This is a genomic window from Streptomyces spinoverrucosus (assembly GCF_006539505.1).
GTDB lineage: Bacteria > Actinomycetota > Actinomycetes > Streptomycetales > Streptomycetaceae > Streptomyces > Streptomyces spinoverrucosus.
Map to the genome: position 1 here is coordinate 35,932 of NZ_BJND01000015.1, position 14,737 is coordinate 50,668.

Annotated in this window: 15 protein-coding genes; 8 read left to right on the forward strand and 7 right to left on the reverse strand. The window is 69.6% G+C overall.

Features of this window, described 5'->3' with window-relative positions:
- Nucleotides 1-114: 114 nt before the first annotated feature.
- On the forward strand, nt 115-2,652 hold the full coding sequence (locus tag SSP24_RS10115) for an ABC transporter ATP-binding protein/permease (RefSeq protein WP_141309139.1): 2,538 nt from the start codon (nt 115-117) through the stop codon (nt 2,650-2,652).
- Between the two features lie 98 nt (nt 2,653-2,750).
- On the opposite strand, the gene SSP24_RS10120 is transcribed toward SSP24_RS10115, so the two are convergent.
- The 3 genes from SSP24_RS10120 to SSP24_RS10130 form a co-directional block, all read right to left on the reverse strand.
- Nucleotides 2,751-3,470 carry a transglycosylase SLT domain-containing protein gene (locus SSP24_RS10120; RefSeq protein WP_141309141.1) on the reverse strand — a complete coding sequence of 240 codons (720 nt, stop codon included), beginning with the start codon at nt 3,468-3,470 and terminating at the stop codon, nt 2,751-2,753.
- A gap of 298 nt (nt 3,471-3,768) precedes the next feature.
- Nucleotides 3,769-4,890, reverse strand: coding sequence for an S-adenosylmethionine:tRNA ribosyltransferase-isomerase (locus tag SSP24_RS10125; RefSeq protein ID WP_141309143.1), 1,122 nt, complete (start codon nt 4,888-4,890; stop codon nt 3,769-3,771).
- Nucleotides 4,890-5,585 carry an SDR family NAD(P)-dependent oxidoreductase gene (locus SSP24_RS10130; protein WP_141309145.1) on the reverse strand — a complete coding sequence of 232 codons (696 nt, stop codon included), beginning with the start codon at nt 5,583-5,585 and terminating at the stop codon, nt 4,890-4,892. The genes SSP24_RS10125 and SSP24_RS10130 overlap by 1 nt, the downstream gene beginning before the upstream one ends.
- Before the next feature lie 212 nt (nt 5,586-5,797).
- Here SSP24_RS10130 and SSP24_RS10135 point away from each other — a divergent pair, with 212 nt between their 5' ends.
- The 3 genes from SSP24_RS10135 (at nt 5,798) to chpE (ending at nt 8,003) form a co-directional block, all read left to right on the forward strand.
- Nucleotides 5,798-6,943: a GAF domain-containing sensor histidine kinase gene (locus tag SSP24_RS10135; RefSeq protein ID WP_141309147.1), complete on the forward strand. Its 1,146-nt coding sequence runs from the start codon at nt 5,798-5,800 to the stop codon at nt 6,941-6,943.
- On the forward strand, nt 6,936-7,577 hold the full coding sequence (locus tag SSP24_RS10140) for a response regulator (protein ID WP_141309149.1): 642 nt from the start codon (nt 6,936-6,938) through the stop codon (nt 7,575-7,577). The genes SSP24_RS10135 and SSP24_RS10140 overlap by 8 nt, the downstream gene beginning before the upstream one ends.
- Nucleotides 7,578-7,757: 180 nt before the next feature.
- Nucleotides 7,758-8,003, forward strand: a complete 246-nt coding sequence (gene chpE, locus SSP24_RS10145) for a chaplin ChpE (protein ID WP_141309151.1) — start codon at nt 7,758-7,760, stop codon at nt 8,001-8,003.
- 163 nt (nt 8,004-8,166) lie between these two features.
- On the opposite strand, the gene SSP24_RS10150 is transcribed toward chpE, so the two are convergent.
- Nucleotides 8,167-8,955 carry an Rv1486c family protein gene (locus tag SSP24_RS10150; RefSeq protein WP_141309153.1) on the reverse strand — a complete coding sequence of 263 codons (789 nt, stop codon included), beginning with the start codon at nt 8,953-8,955 and terminating at the stop codon, nt 8,167-8,169.
- Between the two features lie 149 nt (nt 8,956-9,104).
- Between SSP24_RS10150 and SSP24_RS10155 the strand changes: the two genes are divergently transcribed.
- From SSP24_RS10155 to SSP24_RS10165, 3 genes are all read left to right on the forward strand, one after another.
- Nucleotides 9,105-9,896: an ABC transporter ATP-binding protein gene (locus SSP24_RS10155; RefSeq protein ID WP_141309155.1), complete on the forward strand. Its 792-nt coding sequence runs from the start codon at nt 9,105-9,107 to the stop codon at nt 9,894-9,896.
- 94 nt (nt 9,897-9,990) lie between these two features.
- Nucleotides 9,991-10,422, forward strand: coding sequence for an NfeD family protein (locus SSP24_RS10160; RefSeq protein WP_141309157.1), 432 nt, complete (start codon nt 9,991-9,993; stop codon nt 10,420-10,422).
- Nucleotides 10,423-10,553: 131 nt separating this feature from the next.
- On the forward strand, nt 10,554-11,501 hold the full coding sequence (locus tag SSP24_RS10165) for an SPFH domain-containing protein (RefSeq protein WP_141309159.1): 948 nt from the start codon (nt 10,554-10,556) through the stop codon (nt 11,499-11,501).
- A gap of 112 nt (nt 11,502-11,613) precedes the next feature.
- Here SSP24_RS10165 and SSP24_RS10170 read toward each other — a convergent pair whose 3' ends face one another.
- The 3 genes from SSP24_RS10170 to SSP24_RS10180 all read right to left on the reverse strand — a co-directional run bounded on the left by SSP24_RS10170 (nt 11,614) and on the right by SSP24_RS10180 (nt 13,669).
- Entirely contained in the window at nt 11,614-12,120 is a 507-nt protein-coding gene (locus SSP24_RS10170) for an HNH endonuclease (RefSeq protein WP_141309161.1), read from the reverse strand.
- A gap of 186 nt (nt 12,121-12,306) precedes the next feature.
- On the reverse strand, nt 12,307-12,846 hold the full coding sequence (locus SSP24_RS10175) for a YbhB/YbcL family Raf kinase inhibitor-like protein (protein WP_141309163.1): 540 nt from the start codon (nt 12,844-12,846) through the stop codon (nt 12,307-12,309).
- A gap of 40 nt (nt 12,847-12,886) precedes the next feature.
- Complete coding sequence (locus SSP24_RS10180; protein WP_141309165.1) at nt 12,887-13,669, reverse strand: sporulation protein; 783 nt, start codon at nt 13,667-13,669, stop codon at nt 12,887-12,889.
- A gap of 146 nt (nt 13,670-13,815) precedes the next feature.
- Here SSP24_RS10180 and SSP24_RS10185 point away from each other — a divergent pair, with 146 nt between their 5' ends.
- Nucleotides 13,816-14,466 carry a DNA-3-methyladenine glycosylase gene (locus tag SSP24_RS10185; protein ID WP_141309167.1) on the forward strand — a complete coding sequence of 217 codons (651 nt, stop codon included), beginning with the start codon at nt 13,816-13,818 and terminating at the stop codon, nt 14,464-14,466.
- The last annotated feature ends 271 nt before the right edge of the window (nt 14,467-14,737 follow it).

Here is a 14,737-nt window from a genome sequence, read left to right on the forward strand (position 1 = left end):
ACGCGGTCTTCACAAGGCCCGACTTTCGGTCAAGGGGCCGCTCCTGAAATAGTTCCCCCCGATGTTCGACATCCCTAGACTCCCTGCGACGGGGGTAACTCGGGGGACAACTCAGTGGGGCATGGAGTGCCGGAACTCGTACTGCAAACCAATGGACAAACCTGGACGCTCGACCCGTCCAGGGCTTACACACTCGGACGCGATCCGCAGGGCGACATCGTGTTCGACGACGCCAGGGTCTCCTGGCGGCACGCCACGGTCAGTTTCAACGGCCGTAGTTGGGTCATCGAGGACCATGGCAGCACCAACGGAACGTTCGTGCAGGGCCAGCGGATCCATCAGTTGGAGATCGGCCCCGGCTCGGCCGTCAACCTCGGCAACGCGACCGACGGACCGCAGCTGAGCCTGTCCGGCGCCGCGGCCGCCGTCGCGCCGCAGGCCCAGCCGCAGCAGCAGCCGTTCGCCGCGCAGGGCGCGAATCCGGGCTGGTCCCAGCAGGCGCCGCAGCAGCAGGCCCCTCAAGCGGGCTGGCAGCAGCCCGCCCAGCCGTTCCCGCAGCAGCAGGGCCCGGCGGAGCAGCACGCGCAGAAGGTGCCCGGCGGTGCGGCGGGGGCACCACCGGTCTACGGCGACCGCAGCCCGACCACGTTCCACCAGTTCGCGCTCGGCCGTGTGATGCGCATCGGGCGTGCCCTGGAGAACGACCTGGTCGTCTCCGACCTGCAGGTCTCGCGTCACCACGCCGAGTTCCACTCGACGCCCGACGGCCGCATGGAGATCCGCGACCTCGGCTCGCACAACGGCACGTACGTCAACGGTCAGCCGATCGCCAAGGGCGGCTCCCAACTGCTCGGCCCGACCGACATCGTGGGCGTCGGCCACTCGACGTTCCGCATCGTCGGCGACCGCCTCGAGGAGTTCGTCGACACCGGTGAGGTGTCCTTCTCCGCCCGCCACCTGACCGTCACGGTCGACGGCGGTAAGCAGATCCTCAAGGACGTCTCCTTCGGCGTCCCGGAGAAGTCGCTGATCGCGGTCATCGGCCCGTCCGGCTCCGGCAAGTCGACCCTGCTGAAGGCGCTCACCGGGTACCGGCCCGCCAACCAGGGCGAGGTCCTGTACGACAACCGCAACCTCTACAAGCAGTTCGCCGAGCTGCGCCAGCGCATCGGTCTGGTCCCGCAGGACGACATCCTGCACAAGGAGCTGACCGTCAAGAAGGCCCTCAAGTACGCGGCCAAGCTGCGCTTCCCCGCCGACACCACGGCCGCGGAGCGCGAGGCCCGCATCGACGAGGTGCTGCGCGAGCTCAAGCTCGACATCCACAAGGACAAGAAGGTCACCTCCCTGTCCGGCGGCCAGCGCAAGCGCGTGTCCGTCGCCCTGGAGCTGCTGACCAAGCCGTCGCTGATCTTCCTCGACGAGCCGACCTCCGGCCTCGACCCGGGCATGGACCGCGATGTCATGCAGCTGCTGCGCGGCCTCGCCGACGACGGCCGTACGGTCCTGGTGGTCACTCACTCCGTGGCCGAGCTGGCACTGTGTGACAAGCTCCTGGTGATGGCCCCGGGCGGCTCGGTCGCCTACTTCGGCCCGCCCGAGGAGGCGCTGAACTTCTTCGGCTACGACACCTGGGCCGACGTCTTCTCCGCCTTCGAGAACTACCGCGACTACGACTGGGCGGGCCGCTGGAAGGGCTCGCAGCACTACCAGATGTACGCCGCGGACATCGACGCCGTCGCCCCGCAGGCCGTACAGATGCCGGCCATGCAGGCGATGAAGCCGCCCAAGCCGCAGGGCTGGATGTCCCAGTGGGTCACGCTGGTGCGCCGCTATGTCTCGGTGATCGCGTCCGACAAGGGCTTCCTCGCCCTGATGGTGATCCTGCCGGCCGTCCTCGGCGCGGTGAGCCTGCTCATCGAGCCGGACAACGGCCTGCTGCCCAACGACGCCAACCCGCGGACCGGCCGGATCATCCCCAACGGCACGGCCACCACCGTCCTGCTGATCCTCGCGGTCGGCGCCTGCTTCGCCGGTGCCGCCAACTCGGTCCGTGAGCTGATCAAGGAACGGGTCATCTACGAGCGGGAGCGTGCGACCGGCCTGTCCCGCTCGGCGTACCTGATGTCCAAGGTGTTCGTGCTGGGCATGATCACCGTGTTCCAGGGCCTGCTGGTCGGTGTGATCGGCTTCTCCAGCCGGGAGCTGCCTCAGGAGGGCCTGATCCTGGGCAGCGCCACGATGATCGAGCTCTCCCTGCCGATCATGGCGCTCGGCTTCACCTCGATGATGTTCGGCCTGATCATCTCGTCGCTGGTGAAGACGGCCGAGAAGACCATGCCGCTGCTGGTCATGTTCGCGATCATCCAGGTCGTGTTCACGGGCTGCCTGTTCGCCCTGAACGGCACGGTCGGCGTCAACCAGTTCTCGTATCTGATGCCGTCTCGCTGGGCGGTCGCCGCGGCCGGCGCCACGCTGGACTTCAACAAGATCAGCCCGCCCCAGGAGGGCGGCGACACCGACCCCCTGTGGGAGCACACGGTCGGCGCGTGGACCATGGACATGGTCGCCCTGCTCGCGCTCGGCGTGATCTGCGGCTTCTTCGTGGCCCGCTTCCTGCGCCGCCACGAGCCCGAGGTCATGCGGAAGTAATCGCGTCTCTACGACGCCGAAGGGCGGCACCCCGTCAGGAGGGTGCCGCCCTTCGGCGTTCGTCGACCGCGTCGTGCGGCAAGAGGTCCGCGCCGACCTCAGTACGCGCTGTTGACGTTGTCGATCGAGCCGTACCGGTCGGCCGCGTAATTGGCGGCGGCGGTGATGTTGGCGACCGGGTCGTAGATGTTCCAGGAGGTGCCGGGCACGTGGTACGCCTTGAAGGTCGGCGGGATCACCTGCAGCAGGCCCTTGGACGGGATGCCGTTCCGGGCGTTGATGTCCCAGTTGTTGATCGCGTTCGGGTTGCCCGAGGACTCGCGCATGATGTTCTTGTGCAGGCCGTGGTAGGAGCCCGGGATGCCCTTGGCCTTCATGATCGACAGCGCCTCACGGATCCAGCCGTCGAGGTTGTTGCCGTAGGACTTCTTCACGGCGACCGGCTGGAACGCGATGCGCTCGACGGACCGGTTCGCGGCGGCCTTCGCCTCGCGGCGCAGCTCCGCCTCCTTCGCGGCGGCGGCCTGCGCGGCGGCCTTCTTCGCGGCAGCGGCCGCGGCAGCGGCCTTCTTCTTGGCGGCGGCCTCGGCGGCGGCCTCCTTCTTCGCCGCGATGGCCTCGACCTTCAGGCTGGCACCGGCGAGCTGGTCGGTGACGCTGGCCTTGACGTCCTTGACCGGCTCGGAGCTGTAGGCGACGTTCGCGGGGGCTGCGGCCTCGGCGGTGGTGGTCTCTCCGCCCGAGGGCACCGTGGAGAACGCGAGGGCGGCGGCGCCGAGCGCGGCGGCACCGGCGAGGGCGATCTTGTTCTTGGGCATGGCTGATGGACCTCTTCGAATAGCGCGGAGGTCGCTCACGTCCGGCGGGGGACAGGTGCTTCCCGCACGAACGCCGCGGGCAGACAACCCGCGGCGCTGAGCGACGGCAGCCATTCTTAGCGGCCGCAAAAACCAGTGGCAAAGGTGTGACCTACGATCCCGGGTAGTGGATCAGGGAAGGGCAAATCGGGACAGACCAGAACGTCTTTCCCGCTCGCTCCATGTCTCTTTGTCTCCTATAGTCCTTCGTACGTGATCTGCGCCCTATGTGCGGCCTCACATCGGCGACGTAGCGGTCTCACCAGCAGTTGCTGGAGCAATGCTCAGTGTGACCGGCCTCCTCCGGAAGGAGGAGATGCACGTCCCCGAACTCGTGCCACAGGTAGCGGTGGCGCAGCGCCTCCTCGTACCCCCGGTTGATCGCCGCCGCGCCGGCCACCGCCTCCAGCATCAGCAGATGCGAGGCCTCCGGCTCGTGCAGCCCGGTCAGCAGCCCGTCCACCACCCGCACCCCGCGCTCTGGCGTCACCACGAGGTCCGTCCACCCCTCGACCGCCCGGACCACCCCGTCGGACCCCGCAGCGGACTCCACGGCGCGTACGGCCGTCGTACCCACCGCGATCACCCGGCCGTCCCCGGCCCGCACCGCGTTGATGACCCGCGCCGACGCCTCCGGCACCGCGAACCGCTCCGGGTACGGCGGCTCGTGCGCCTCCGCCGAGGCCACCCCGGTGTGCAGCGTGATCGGCGCGAACTGCACACCCCGGCTGACCAGCTCCGCCACCATCCGATGCGTGAAGGGCCGTGCCGCACTCGGCATCTCCGCACTGCCCGCCCCGTCGGCCGGCGGCAGCGCGAACACCGTCTGGTACACGGACAGCGGCTGATCCCGCTCCGTGTAGGAGTAGCGAATGGGCCGCCCGTACGCACCCAGCAGCTCGCGCACCTCCGCCCCGGTCGCCCGCGCCCACCACAACCGCTCGCCCCGCGCACTCAGCGGCTCCTCCAGCACCAGCCGCACATCCCCGGGCAACCGCACCTCCGTACCCGCCGGACCGCCCGCACGCGCGCGTGTGGTGCCCTTCTCATCCGGATCCCGCAGCTCGACGGCCCACCGCCCGTCATCGCCGCGCGTCGAGAAATGCACCACCACGCGCGCGTGCCCGATCCACCCGTCCACCGCCGCCGCCAGCGTCGGAGAGGTGTTCACGATCAGCAGATCACCCGCCCGCAGCAGCCGCGGCAGCTCCGCGAAGGCGTGGTGCGAGACCTCAGTCCCACGCGACACCAGCAGCCGTACGGCATCCCGGTCCAGCCCCGGCCCGCGCTGCTCGGCCGGCACGCGCGCGGACAGCTCCTGAGGGACCTTCCCCCACTCCCGGACGTGCTCCACGGGCGTGACGCCGAGAGCCGACGTCATCACTCCCCCTCCAGCAGGGCCGGCGCCCCGTAGCGGCCGCTCGCCGGACGCTCGTCCAGCAGCCGCAGGAACGCCGGCACCACACTCGCCGGCTCCGGCCGCGGATCGTCGTCCTCCGGTACGGCCGCCGCATACAGCTCCGTCGCCATGTCCCCGGGGTCGACCGCCCAGACCCGCAGCCCGGGCTCCTCGGCGGCGAGCACCGCCGCGAGCTGGTCCAGGGCTGCCTTCGACGCCCCGTAGCCGCCCCACGTCTCATACGCCTCGGCCGCCGCGTCCGAGCTGACCGCGATCACCGCGGCCCGCTGGGACGCCCGCAGCAGCGGCAGCGCCTCCTGGACCAGGCCCAGCGCGGCCACCACGTTCACCTCCAGCGCCCGCCGCAGCCCGTCCAGGGGCAGCTGGTCCAGCCGGACCAGCGGTTCGGCGCCCAGCGCGCTGGCGTTGGTCACCAGCAGATCGACACCGCCCAGCTTCCAGGCCGCCGCCACCAGCTCGGCCCGGTGCCCGGCGTCCGTGACATCCCCGGAGAGGGCCTCCACCCGCGTCCCGTGCGCCGCGAGCGCCGCCGCCGTCTCCTTCAGCGCCCGCTCGCCCCTGGCGTCCAGCACCAGGTCCCACTCGCGCGCGGCCAGGGCCTCGGCCAGCGCCCGCCCCAGCCCCTTCGACGCCCCCGTGATGATCGCTACCGGCATGACACGTTCCCCTCGTCCTCGACGCCGCTTGATCGGCTGCCCTCAACGTAGGAACCGCGGACCCCGCCCCGCCTCGGACGCGGGCCGCAAAGCGGCGGGGCCCTTCGACCTAAGCCGCAGGTCCACGACCTCCGGACTAGGCCCAGCGGCCTAGGCGGCTGCCGTCACCGGTCCGATCCGCGCTGTCACACCCCGCCGGTAGCGTGGAAGCCATGAGTCAAGGTCCCCGGTCCGGCCTCGCCGCGGTGAGTTCCGCGCTGCTCGCCATGAGCAGGCATCTGGAGGTGCGTGACGTCCTCAAGACGATCGTCGCCTCGGCCCGCGAGCTGCTCGACGCGCAGTACGCCGCGCTGGGCGTGCCGGACGACCACGGCGGCTTCGCGCAGTTCGTGGTCGACGGGGTCAGCGACGCACAGTGGAAGGCCATCGGCCCGCTGCCCCGCCAGCACGGCATCCTCGCCGCGATGCTCAAGGACGCGAAACCGCAGCGCCTGGCCGACGTCCGTACGGACCCCCGCTTCGAGGGCTGGCCCTCCGCCCACCCCGACCTGGCCGACTTCCTGGGCCTGCCCATCCGCGACGGCGACGAGGTGATCGGCGCGCTCTTCCTGGCCAACAAGAACTGTCCGAAGCCCGAGGGCACCTGCGGCTTCACCGCCGACGACGAGGAACTGCTGTCCATCCTCGCCCAGCACGCCGCGATCGCCCTCACCAACGCCCGGCTCTACGAACGCAGCCGCGAGCTCACCATCGCCGAGGAGCGCTCCCGCCTGGCCCACGAGCTGCACGACGCGGTCAGCCAGAAGCTCTTCTCCCTGCGCCTGACCGCCCAGGCCGCCACCGCCCTCATCGACCGCGACCCGGCCCGCGCCAAGGGCGAACTGCAGCAGGTGGCCGCGCTCGCCGCCGAAGCCGCCGACGAACTGCGCGCCGCCGTCGTCGAATTGCGCCCCGCGGCCCTCGACGAGGACGGCCTCGTCGCCACCCTGCGCACCCAGGCGCAGGTCCTGGACCGCGCCCACACCGCGCACGTGACCTTCACCGCCCACGGCGTGCGCGCCCTGCCCGCCGCCCAGGAGGAGGCCCTGCTGCGCGTCGCCCAGGAGGCCCTGCACAACGCCCTGCGGCACTCCGGCGCCGACCGGGTCGACGTGACCCTGGCCAGGCGCGGCAGCGGCGCCGTCCTGCGCGTCACGGACGACGGCGGCGGCTTCGACCCGCACGCGATACGTCGTGCCGGACGTCACCTCGGCCTGGTCTCCATGCGGGACCGGGCGGGCGGCGTGGGCGGCACGCTCACCGTGGAGTCGGCGCCCGGCAAGGGCACCACGATCGAGATGGAGGTCCCCGGTGGCTGACGCAATCAGGGTGCTGCTCGTCGACGACCACCAGGTGGTCCGCCGGGGCTTGCGCACCTTCCTCGAAGTGCAGGACGACATCGAGGTCGTGGGCGAGGCCGCCGACGGCGCCGAAGGCGTCGCCCACGCCGAGGAACTGAAGCCCGACATCGTCCTCATGGACGTCAAGATGCCCGGCATGGACGGCGTCGAGGCGCTGCGCAGACTCCGCGAACTGGGCAACCCCGCGCGCGTGCTCATCGTGACCAGCTTCACCGAGCAGCGCACGGTCGTCCCGGCCCTGCGCGCCGGCGCCGCCGGGTACGTCTACAAGGACGTCGACCCCGACGCGCTCGCCGGCGCCATCCGCTCGGTGCACGCCGGGCACATCCTGCTCCAACCCGAGGTGGCGGGCGCCCTGTTGTCCCAGGAGGAGACCAACTCCGGTCAGGGCAGGCCGGGTTCGCTCACCGAGCGGGAGCGCGAGGTGCTCGGCCTGATAGCGGACGGCCGCTCCAACCGCGAGATCGCCCGCGCGCTGGTCCTCTCCGAGAAGACCGTCAAGACCCACGTCTCGAACATCCTGATGAAGCTCGACCTGGCGGACCGCACGCAGGCCGCCCTGTGGGCCGTACGGCATGGCGTGACTGGCTGAAAACAGGCAGAAAAGGCAGAAAAGCACTCCGTACGGCAATACGGAGGGTTCCCTTCCGGACTGAGATTCATACCGTCGTGGGAATGTCCCCCGGATGGCGCATCCTCCGCGCGGCTCCGGCGTTCTTCAGTGCGTGCTGCGGCGACTGGCCGTGGCAATCGCATCAGAAGGGCTTACGAAGTGAAGAACCTGAAGAAGGCAGCGGCCGTGACGATGGTGGCCGGTGGTCTGGTGGCCGCCGGTGCCGGTATGGCCTCCGCCACCGACGGATCGCACGCCACCGGCAAGGCTGTGGGCTCGCCGGGTGTCATCTCGGGCAACCTCGTCCAGGCCCCGGTGCACGTTCCGGTGAACGCCGTCGGCAACAGCGTGAACGTCGTCGGTGTGCTGAACCCGGCCTTCGGCAACCTCGGCATCAACCGCTGAGTTTCCGCCGTGTCGGCCGTCGGCCAGGACCACGTGGGCAAGCTCCCGACCCACGCCCCCACCGCCTGACGCCGACCGGGCACCAAAGGGCTCCGCGAGTCATGGACGACTCGCGGAGCCCTTCGCCGATTTCACGTGAGCCGGCCACCAAGGCAGCCGACGATCACCGCATCCCCCGCTCCCGCTCCTCCACCACGGAGTTGTACGCCGCGACCTGCGCCCGCCGAGCCGTCCGCTCCACCGGCCGCAGCACCTCCGCCCGGGCCGCCATCTCCGAGGCGCTCACCGCACCCCCGTGCCCGTTCTCGTACGCCACCGAGATCAGCACCCCGACCCGCTGCGCCAGCTCCAGCACCCGCACCGCCCGCCCCGGATACCCCGGCGCCAGCACCTCCTGCCCCCGCTCGGCCCGCGCCCGATACGCATCGATCGCCGCCTCCGCCACCGGCCCCGACCCGGCCACATCCAGCCGCGTCAGCACCTCGGTCGCGTCCCTGAGCGCCTCCGCCAGCTCCCGCTCCGCCTCCCCGAGCGACGGCACATCCGCAGGCGGCGTCTCCCGCACCGGCAGGCAGTGCCACACCACCTCGACATGCACATCACCCTCGGGCCCGGCCTCGTACACCTCGGGAACCAGCCCCAGCGCACCCCCGTGGCAAATCACCGCCTCCTCGGCCTCCAGCGCCCGCGCATTGAACTCCGGCGGCCCGCTCAGCCCCAGCGGATGCCCCGGCGCCGGCAGCGCGACCCGCAGCCCGCTCACCCCGAGCGCCCGCAGCCGCCCCAGCGCGAGCGTGAGCCCGACGGGCGCCGACTCACCCGGCAGCCCCTCCACCCGGTGCACGGCGTCATCGCCCACGATGGCGAGCACGGCGTCATCCGGCGAAACAAGTCCGGCAAGAAGGGCATTTCCCCAAGCGGCAAGGCGTCCAGAGCGCGGTTCCGAGAGCATGCTCCCACCCTAAGTACCGGGCCGAGGGAATGGACCGACTGACCGGTGGCGTAGATTTCGTTGAGGGCTGCGCCCACCGGTGCGGCCCCGAGCCACAGGCGTACGCGACAGCCGAGACCGGCCACACTGCAAGGGGAGACAACGCGCTCATGAGCGATGTTCTGGAGCTTCAGGACGTATCCGTGGTCCGCGAGGGCCGGGCTCTGGTGGACCAGGTCTCCTGGTCGGTCAAGGAGGGCGAGCGCTGGGTGATCCTCGGCCCCAACGGCGCCGGCAAGACCACCCTCCTCAATGTCGCGTCCAGCTACCTCTTCCCCAGCAAGGGCACCGCCACCATCCTCGGCGAGACCCTCGGCAAGGTCGACGTCTTCGAGCTGCGCCCCCGCATCGGCATGGCCGGGATCGCCATGGCCGACAAGCTCCCCAAGCGCCAGACCGTCCTGCAGACCGTGCTGACCGCCGCGTACGGCATGACCGCGGGCTGGCACGAGGACTACGACGAGATCGACGAGCAGCGCGCCCGTGCGTTCCTGGACCGCCTCGGTATGTCGGACTTCCTGGACCGCAAGTTCGGCACCCTCTCCGAGGGCGAGCGCAAGCGCACCCTGATCGCCCGCGCCCTGATGACCGACCCCGAGCTGCTCCTGCTCGACGAACCCGCCGCCGGCCTCGACCTCGGTGGCCGCGAGGACCTCGTACGCCGCCTCGGCCGCCTCGCCCGCGACCCGATCGCCCCCTCGATGCTCATGGTCACCCACCACGTCGAGGAGATCGCCCCCGGCTTCACCCACGTCCTCATGATCCGCCAGGGCAAGGTCCTCGCCGCCGGCCCGCTGGAGCTCGAACTCACCTCCCGCAACCTCTCCCTGTGCTTCGGCCTGCCGCTTGTCGTCGAACAGGTCGGCGACCGCTGGACCGCCCAGGGCCTTCCGCTGTCCTGAACCCGCGAAGTCCCCGCGAAGACACGGGTAAGAAGCCCGTCCCAAACCAGATCGCGCCCTGTGCGCGCACGTTCCGCGGTCCTACCATGACCGTGTGGAAATCGACGCGTGGGTATGGTGGTTGATCGCGGCGGCCGGGCTCGGCGTCGGACTCGTGATCACCGCAATGCCCGAACTCGGCATGCTCGCGGTGGGCGCCGTCGCGGCCTCGGCGACCGCCGGCCTCTTCGGCGGAGACGCCGTCTTCCAGGTCGTGGTCTTCGCCGTCGTCTCCACCGCCCTCATCGCGGTGGTACGCCCCATTGCCAAACGGCACCGCGCCCAACAACCCCAACTCGCCACCGGCGTCGACGCGTTGAAGGGCAGACAGGCCGTCGTACTGGAACGCGTCGACGGCTCGGGCGGGCGCATCAAGCTCGCCGGAGAGGTCTGGTCGGCCCGCGCCCTCGACTCTGGTCGTACCTATGAGGCAGGCCAGGAAGTGGACGTCGTGGACATCGAGGGAGCCACGGCAATCGTCATATGACCTCGCACGACGCAAGGTGACCGAACACCCCACGAGGTGCGCGACGGTCTGTCAGACTCGACCAGCAAGATCTTGGACAAGCATAAGATCTTCCAAGAGCGCCGAGGCGGAGAAGGGTACGGGGAGCGACGATGGAACCGGTCATCATCGTCCTGATCATTCTGGTGGTGTTGGTCTTCATCGCCCTGATCAAGACGATCCAAGTCATCCCGCAGGCCAGCGCCGCCATCGTGGAGCGCTTCGGCCGCTACACGCGCACGCTGAACGCGGGCCTCAACATCGTCGTCCCGTTCATCGACACCATCCGCAACCGCATCGACCTGCGCGAACAGGTCGTCCCGTTCCCGCCGCAGCCGGTGATCACCCAGGACAACCTGGTCGTCAACATCGACACGGTCATCTACTACCAGGTCACCGACGCCCGGGCCGCCACCTACGAAGTCGCCAGCTACATCCAGGCCATTGAGCAGCTGACGGTCACCACCCTGCGCAACATCATCGGCGGCATGGACCTGGAGCGCACCCTCACCTCCCGCGAGGAGATCAACGCGGCCCTGCGCGGCGTCCTCGACGAGGCCACCGGCAAGTGGGGCATCCGCGTCAACCGCGTCGAACTCAAGGCGATCGAGCCGCCCACCTCCATCCAGGACTCCATGGAGAAGCAGATGCGCGCCGACCGCGACAAGCGCGCCGCGATCCTCCAGGCCGAAGGTGTCCGGCAGTCCGAGATCCTGCGCGCCGAGGGCGAGAAGCAGTCCCAGATCCTGCGCGCCGAAGGTGAGGCCAAGGCCGCCGCACTGCGCGCCGAGGGCGAGGCCCAGGCCGTCCGTACGGTCTTCGAGGCCATCCACGCCGGCGACCCGGACCAGAAGCTGCTCAGCTACCAGTACCTCCAGATGCTGCCGAAGATCGCCGAGGGCGACGCCAACAAGCTCTGGATCGTCCCCAGCGAAATCGGCGACGCCCTCAAGGGCCTGTCGGGCGCCATGGGCAACTTCGCCCCCAAGCCCGGCGGTTCGGACTCGGGCAACGGCACCGGCTCAGGCACGGAACGCCGCGAGAGGCCGTCGATCGACTAGGGGTGCGTCCGTACGTGGGTCAGCCCCCGCGCCCTTGCTTTTAGGGGCGCGGGGAACTGCGCGATCAGCCACAACGAACCGGCAGCCAAAGGACAACAGCCAGCCCTACGGTCTAAGCCGCAGCCGACGCCAACCACTCAGGCAACGCCTCATAGTCGTCCTGCGCCAAAGCCAACAGCATCGCATCCGCCGGCGTCGGCTCAAACGGCTCCCGCAGCAACGGCATACCCGCTTCGTCCGGCGTCCGATTAGCCTTCCGGTGGTTGTCCTCCGCGCACGAGGCCACCGTGTTCAGCCAGGTGTCCTGACCCCCTTGGGACCGCGGCACCACGTGGTCCACGGTCGTCGCCCGACGACCGCAGTACGCGCACCTGTGCCGGTCCCGCACCAGCACACCCCGCCTCGACCACGGCGCTTGTCTTCGGAACGGCACCCGCACATACCTGCACAACCTGATGACCCGGGGCGCCGGTATGTCGACCGCGGCTCCGCGCATACGCAGTTCGGGGTGGGCCTGCTCGACGACGGCCTTGTCCTGGAGCACCAGAACGACGGCTCGGTTCAACGTCACCGTCGACAGCGGCTCGAAGCTCGCGTTCAGTACCAGCGTGTCCCGCATACCAGCCCACCTCCCGTGTGCACCGGCCCACCCCTTGGCGGGCTGGGATCAACTCTGGCCGTGCACGCCGAGATGGACAACGCAATATCCGCTGCTCCCACGAGGTCCGACCTCGCAGCCCCCGGCCACAAAAATGCCCGCCTCCGATCACTCCAAGACCAGAGGCGGGCAAACGTTCGGTGAACGTCAGGCTTCGGCGGGCACCTCGTACTCACCGATGAGCTGGGCGCGCGCCAGCGTGTGGAACCGCAGATTGAAGCCCACGACGGCCGGACTGGCGTCCGAGTCCGGACCGAGCTTCTCCTGGTCCACGGCGTAGACCGTGAACACATACCGGTGCGGCCCGTCACCCGGCGGCGGCGCTGCACCGCCGAAGTCCTTCGTGCCGTAGTCGTTGCGCGCGTGCGACGCGCCCTCCGGCAGTCCCTCGAACTTCCCGCTGCCCGCACCCGCCGGCAGCTCCGTCACCGAGACCGGGATGTCGAACAGCACCCAGTGCCAGAACCCGCTCCCCGTCGGGGCGTCCGGGTCGTAGCAGGTCACCGCGAAACTCTTGGTCTCGGCAGGAAAACCCTCCCACCGCAGCTGCGGAGAGGTGTTGCCGGCCGCGTGGACCTGAGCGTCCTTGAGGGTCGCACCCTCCCGCACGTCCTCACTCGTGACCGTGAACGACGGCACCGGCGGATGGAAGTCGTGGGGGAGCGGCCGCCTCTTGAGCTCGGTCACCTCGATACCTCCTGATCGGATGGTTCAGTGGGTTCCGAGCCTAGAACCAGTTGCGCTTGCTGCCGACTTCGGACAGCCACTGGTTGAGATACGCCACCCAGTCGGTGCCCTGGTAGTCGTGCAGCCCCACCTGGAACGAGCGGAACGTGTCGCTGCCCTCGCTGAACAGACCCGGCTTCTTGTCCATCTCCAGCACGACATCCATCGCCTGCTGGTCGGCCACGAAGCTCAACTCCACCTGGTTCAGCCCCCGGTACTGCTGCGGCGGCAGGAACTCGATCTCCTGGTAGAACGGCAGCTTCTGCCGCGTACCCCGGATGTGACCACGCTCCATGTCCGCGTTCTTGAAGCGGAAGCCCAGCTGGATGAACGCGTCCAGGATCGCCTTCTGCGCCGGCAGCGGATGCACGTTGATCGGGTCCAGGTCACCGGAGTCCACCGCACGCGCGATCTCCAACTCGGTGGTTACACCGATGTGCATCCCGCGCAGCGCCTGACCGTCGATCATCGTGATCGGCGTCTCCCACGGGATGTCCAGCCCGAACGGCACCGCGTGCACGGCCTCTGCCTGCAGCTCGAAGGCACCGCCGAGACGCACCTTCGTGAACTCGATGTCCTGCTTGTACTCCGTGTCCTGGCCCTCGACCTCGACCTTGGCCTGCAGCCCGACCGACAGCGCCTCGATCCGCTGGTTCACGGACCCGCCCTGGATGCGCACCTCACCCTGGACCACGCCGCCCGGAACGACGTTGACCTCGGTCAGCACCGTCTCGACCGAAGCCCCACCGGCCCCCAGACTCGCGAGCAGCTTCTTGAACGCCATGTCTCTCCCTCGATCACTACGCTCACTACGTCTCTGATCACTACAAACGCGATCCGGCCGCGGCCGGTTCCGGGCCCCACCCTGGCAAGACGAACGCCCCCTGGCCACCCCACCACACCCACCCGTCTGCACTACCCTCGGACGGCATGATCGCGACCCCCGACCGTACGCCCCTGCCCCGAGAGTTCTTCGCCCGGCCCGTACTCGAAGTGGCCCCCGACCTCCTCGGCCGCATCCTCGTACGCACGACCCCGGACGGTCCGATCGCGCTGCGCCTGACAGAGGTCGAGGCCTACGACGGCCCGAACGACCCCGGCTCCCACGCCTACCGCGGCCGCACACCACGCAACGACGTGATGTTCGGCCCGCCCGGACACGTGTACGTCTACTTCACCTACGGCATGTGGCACTGCATGAACCTGGTCTGCGGCCCGGACGGCACAGCGAGCGCCGTTCTGCTCCGCGCCGGCGAGATCATCGAGGGCGCCGAGCTGGCCCGCACCCGTCGACTCTCGGCCCGCAATGACAAGGAACTGGCCAAAGGTCCGGCCCGCCTGGCCACGGCCCTGGACGTGGACCGCACCCTGGACGGCACCGACGCCTGCGCCTCCGGCGACACGCCCCTGCGCATATTGAACGGCACCCCCGCGTCCTCTGACCAGGTACGCAACGGCCCACGCACCGGAGTGGCCGGCGACGGCGGCGACGGGGACGTCCACCCCTGGCGCTTCTGGATCGCCAACGACCCGACGGTGAGCCCCTATCGGGCCCATGTCCCGAGGCGCCGCCGAAGTTGACGCGCACTCGGAAGGTGCGTAATGTAGCCCGAGCCGCTGAACCGGGTACTGCGATCGTCAGCAGCCGGAGCGGCCAACCCACTACCTAGCGAGCAACCCCTCAGCGGGGTCGATTCGGGCGTGCCCGCATGCCTGAATTCGAATCCGCAGAACCCGATTATGAATCGGGTGGGGGAATCGGCTAACGTAGTGAATGTCGAAAGGCCGCAAGGCCGAAAGACAAACCCGCCGACCGGGAATCGGAACCGAAAGGATCTGATAGAGTCGGAAA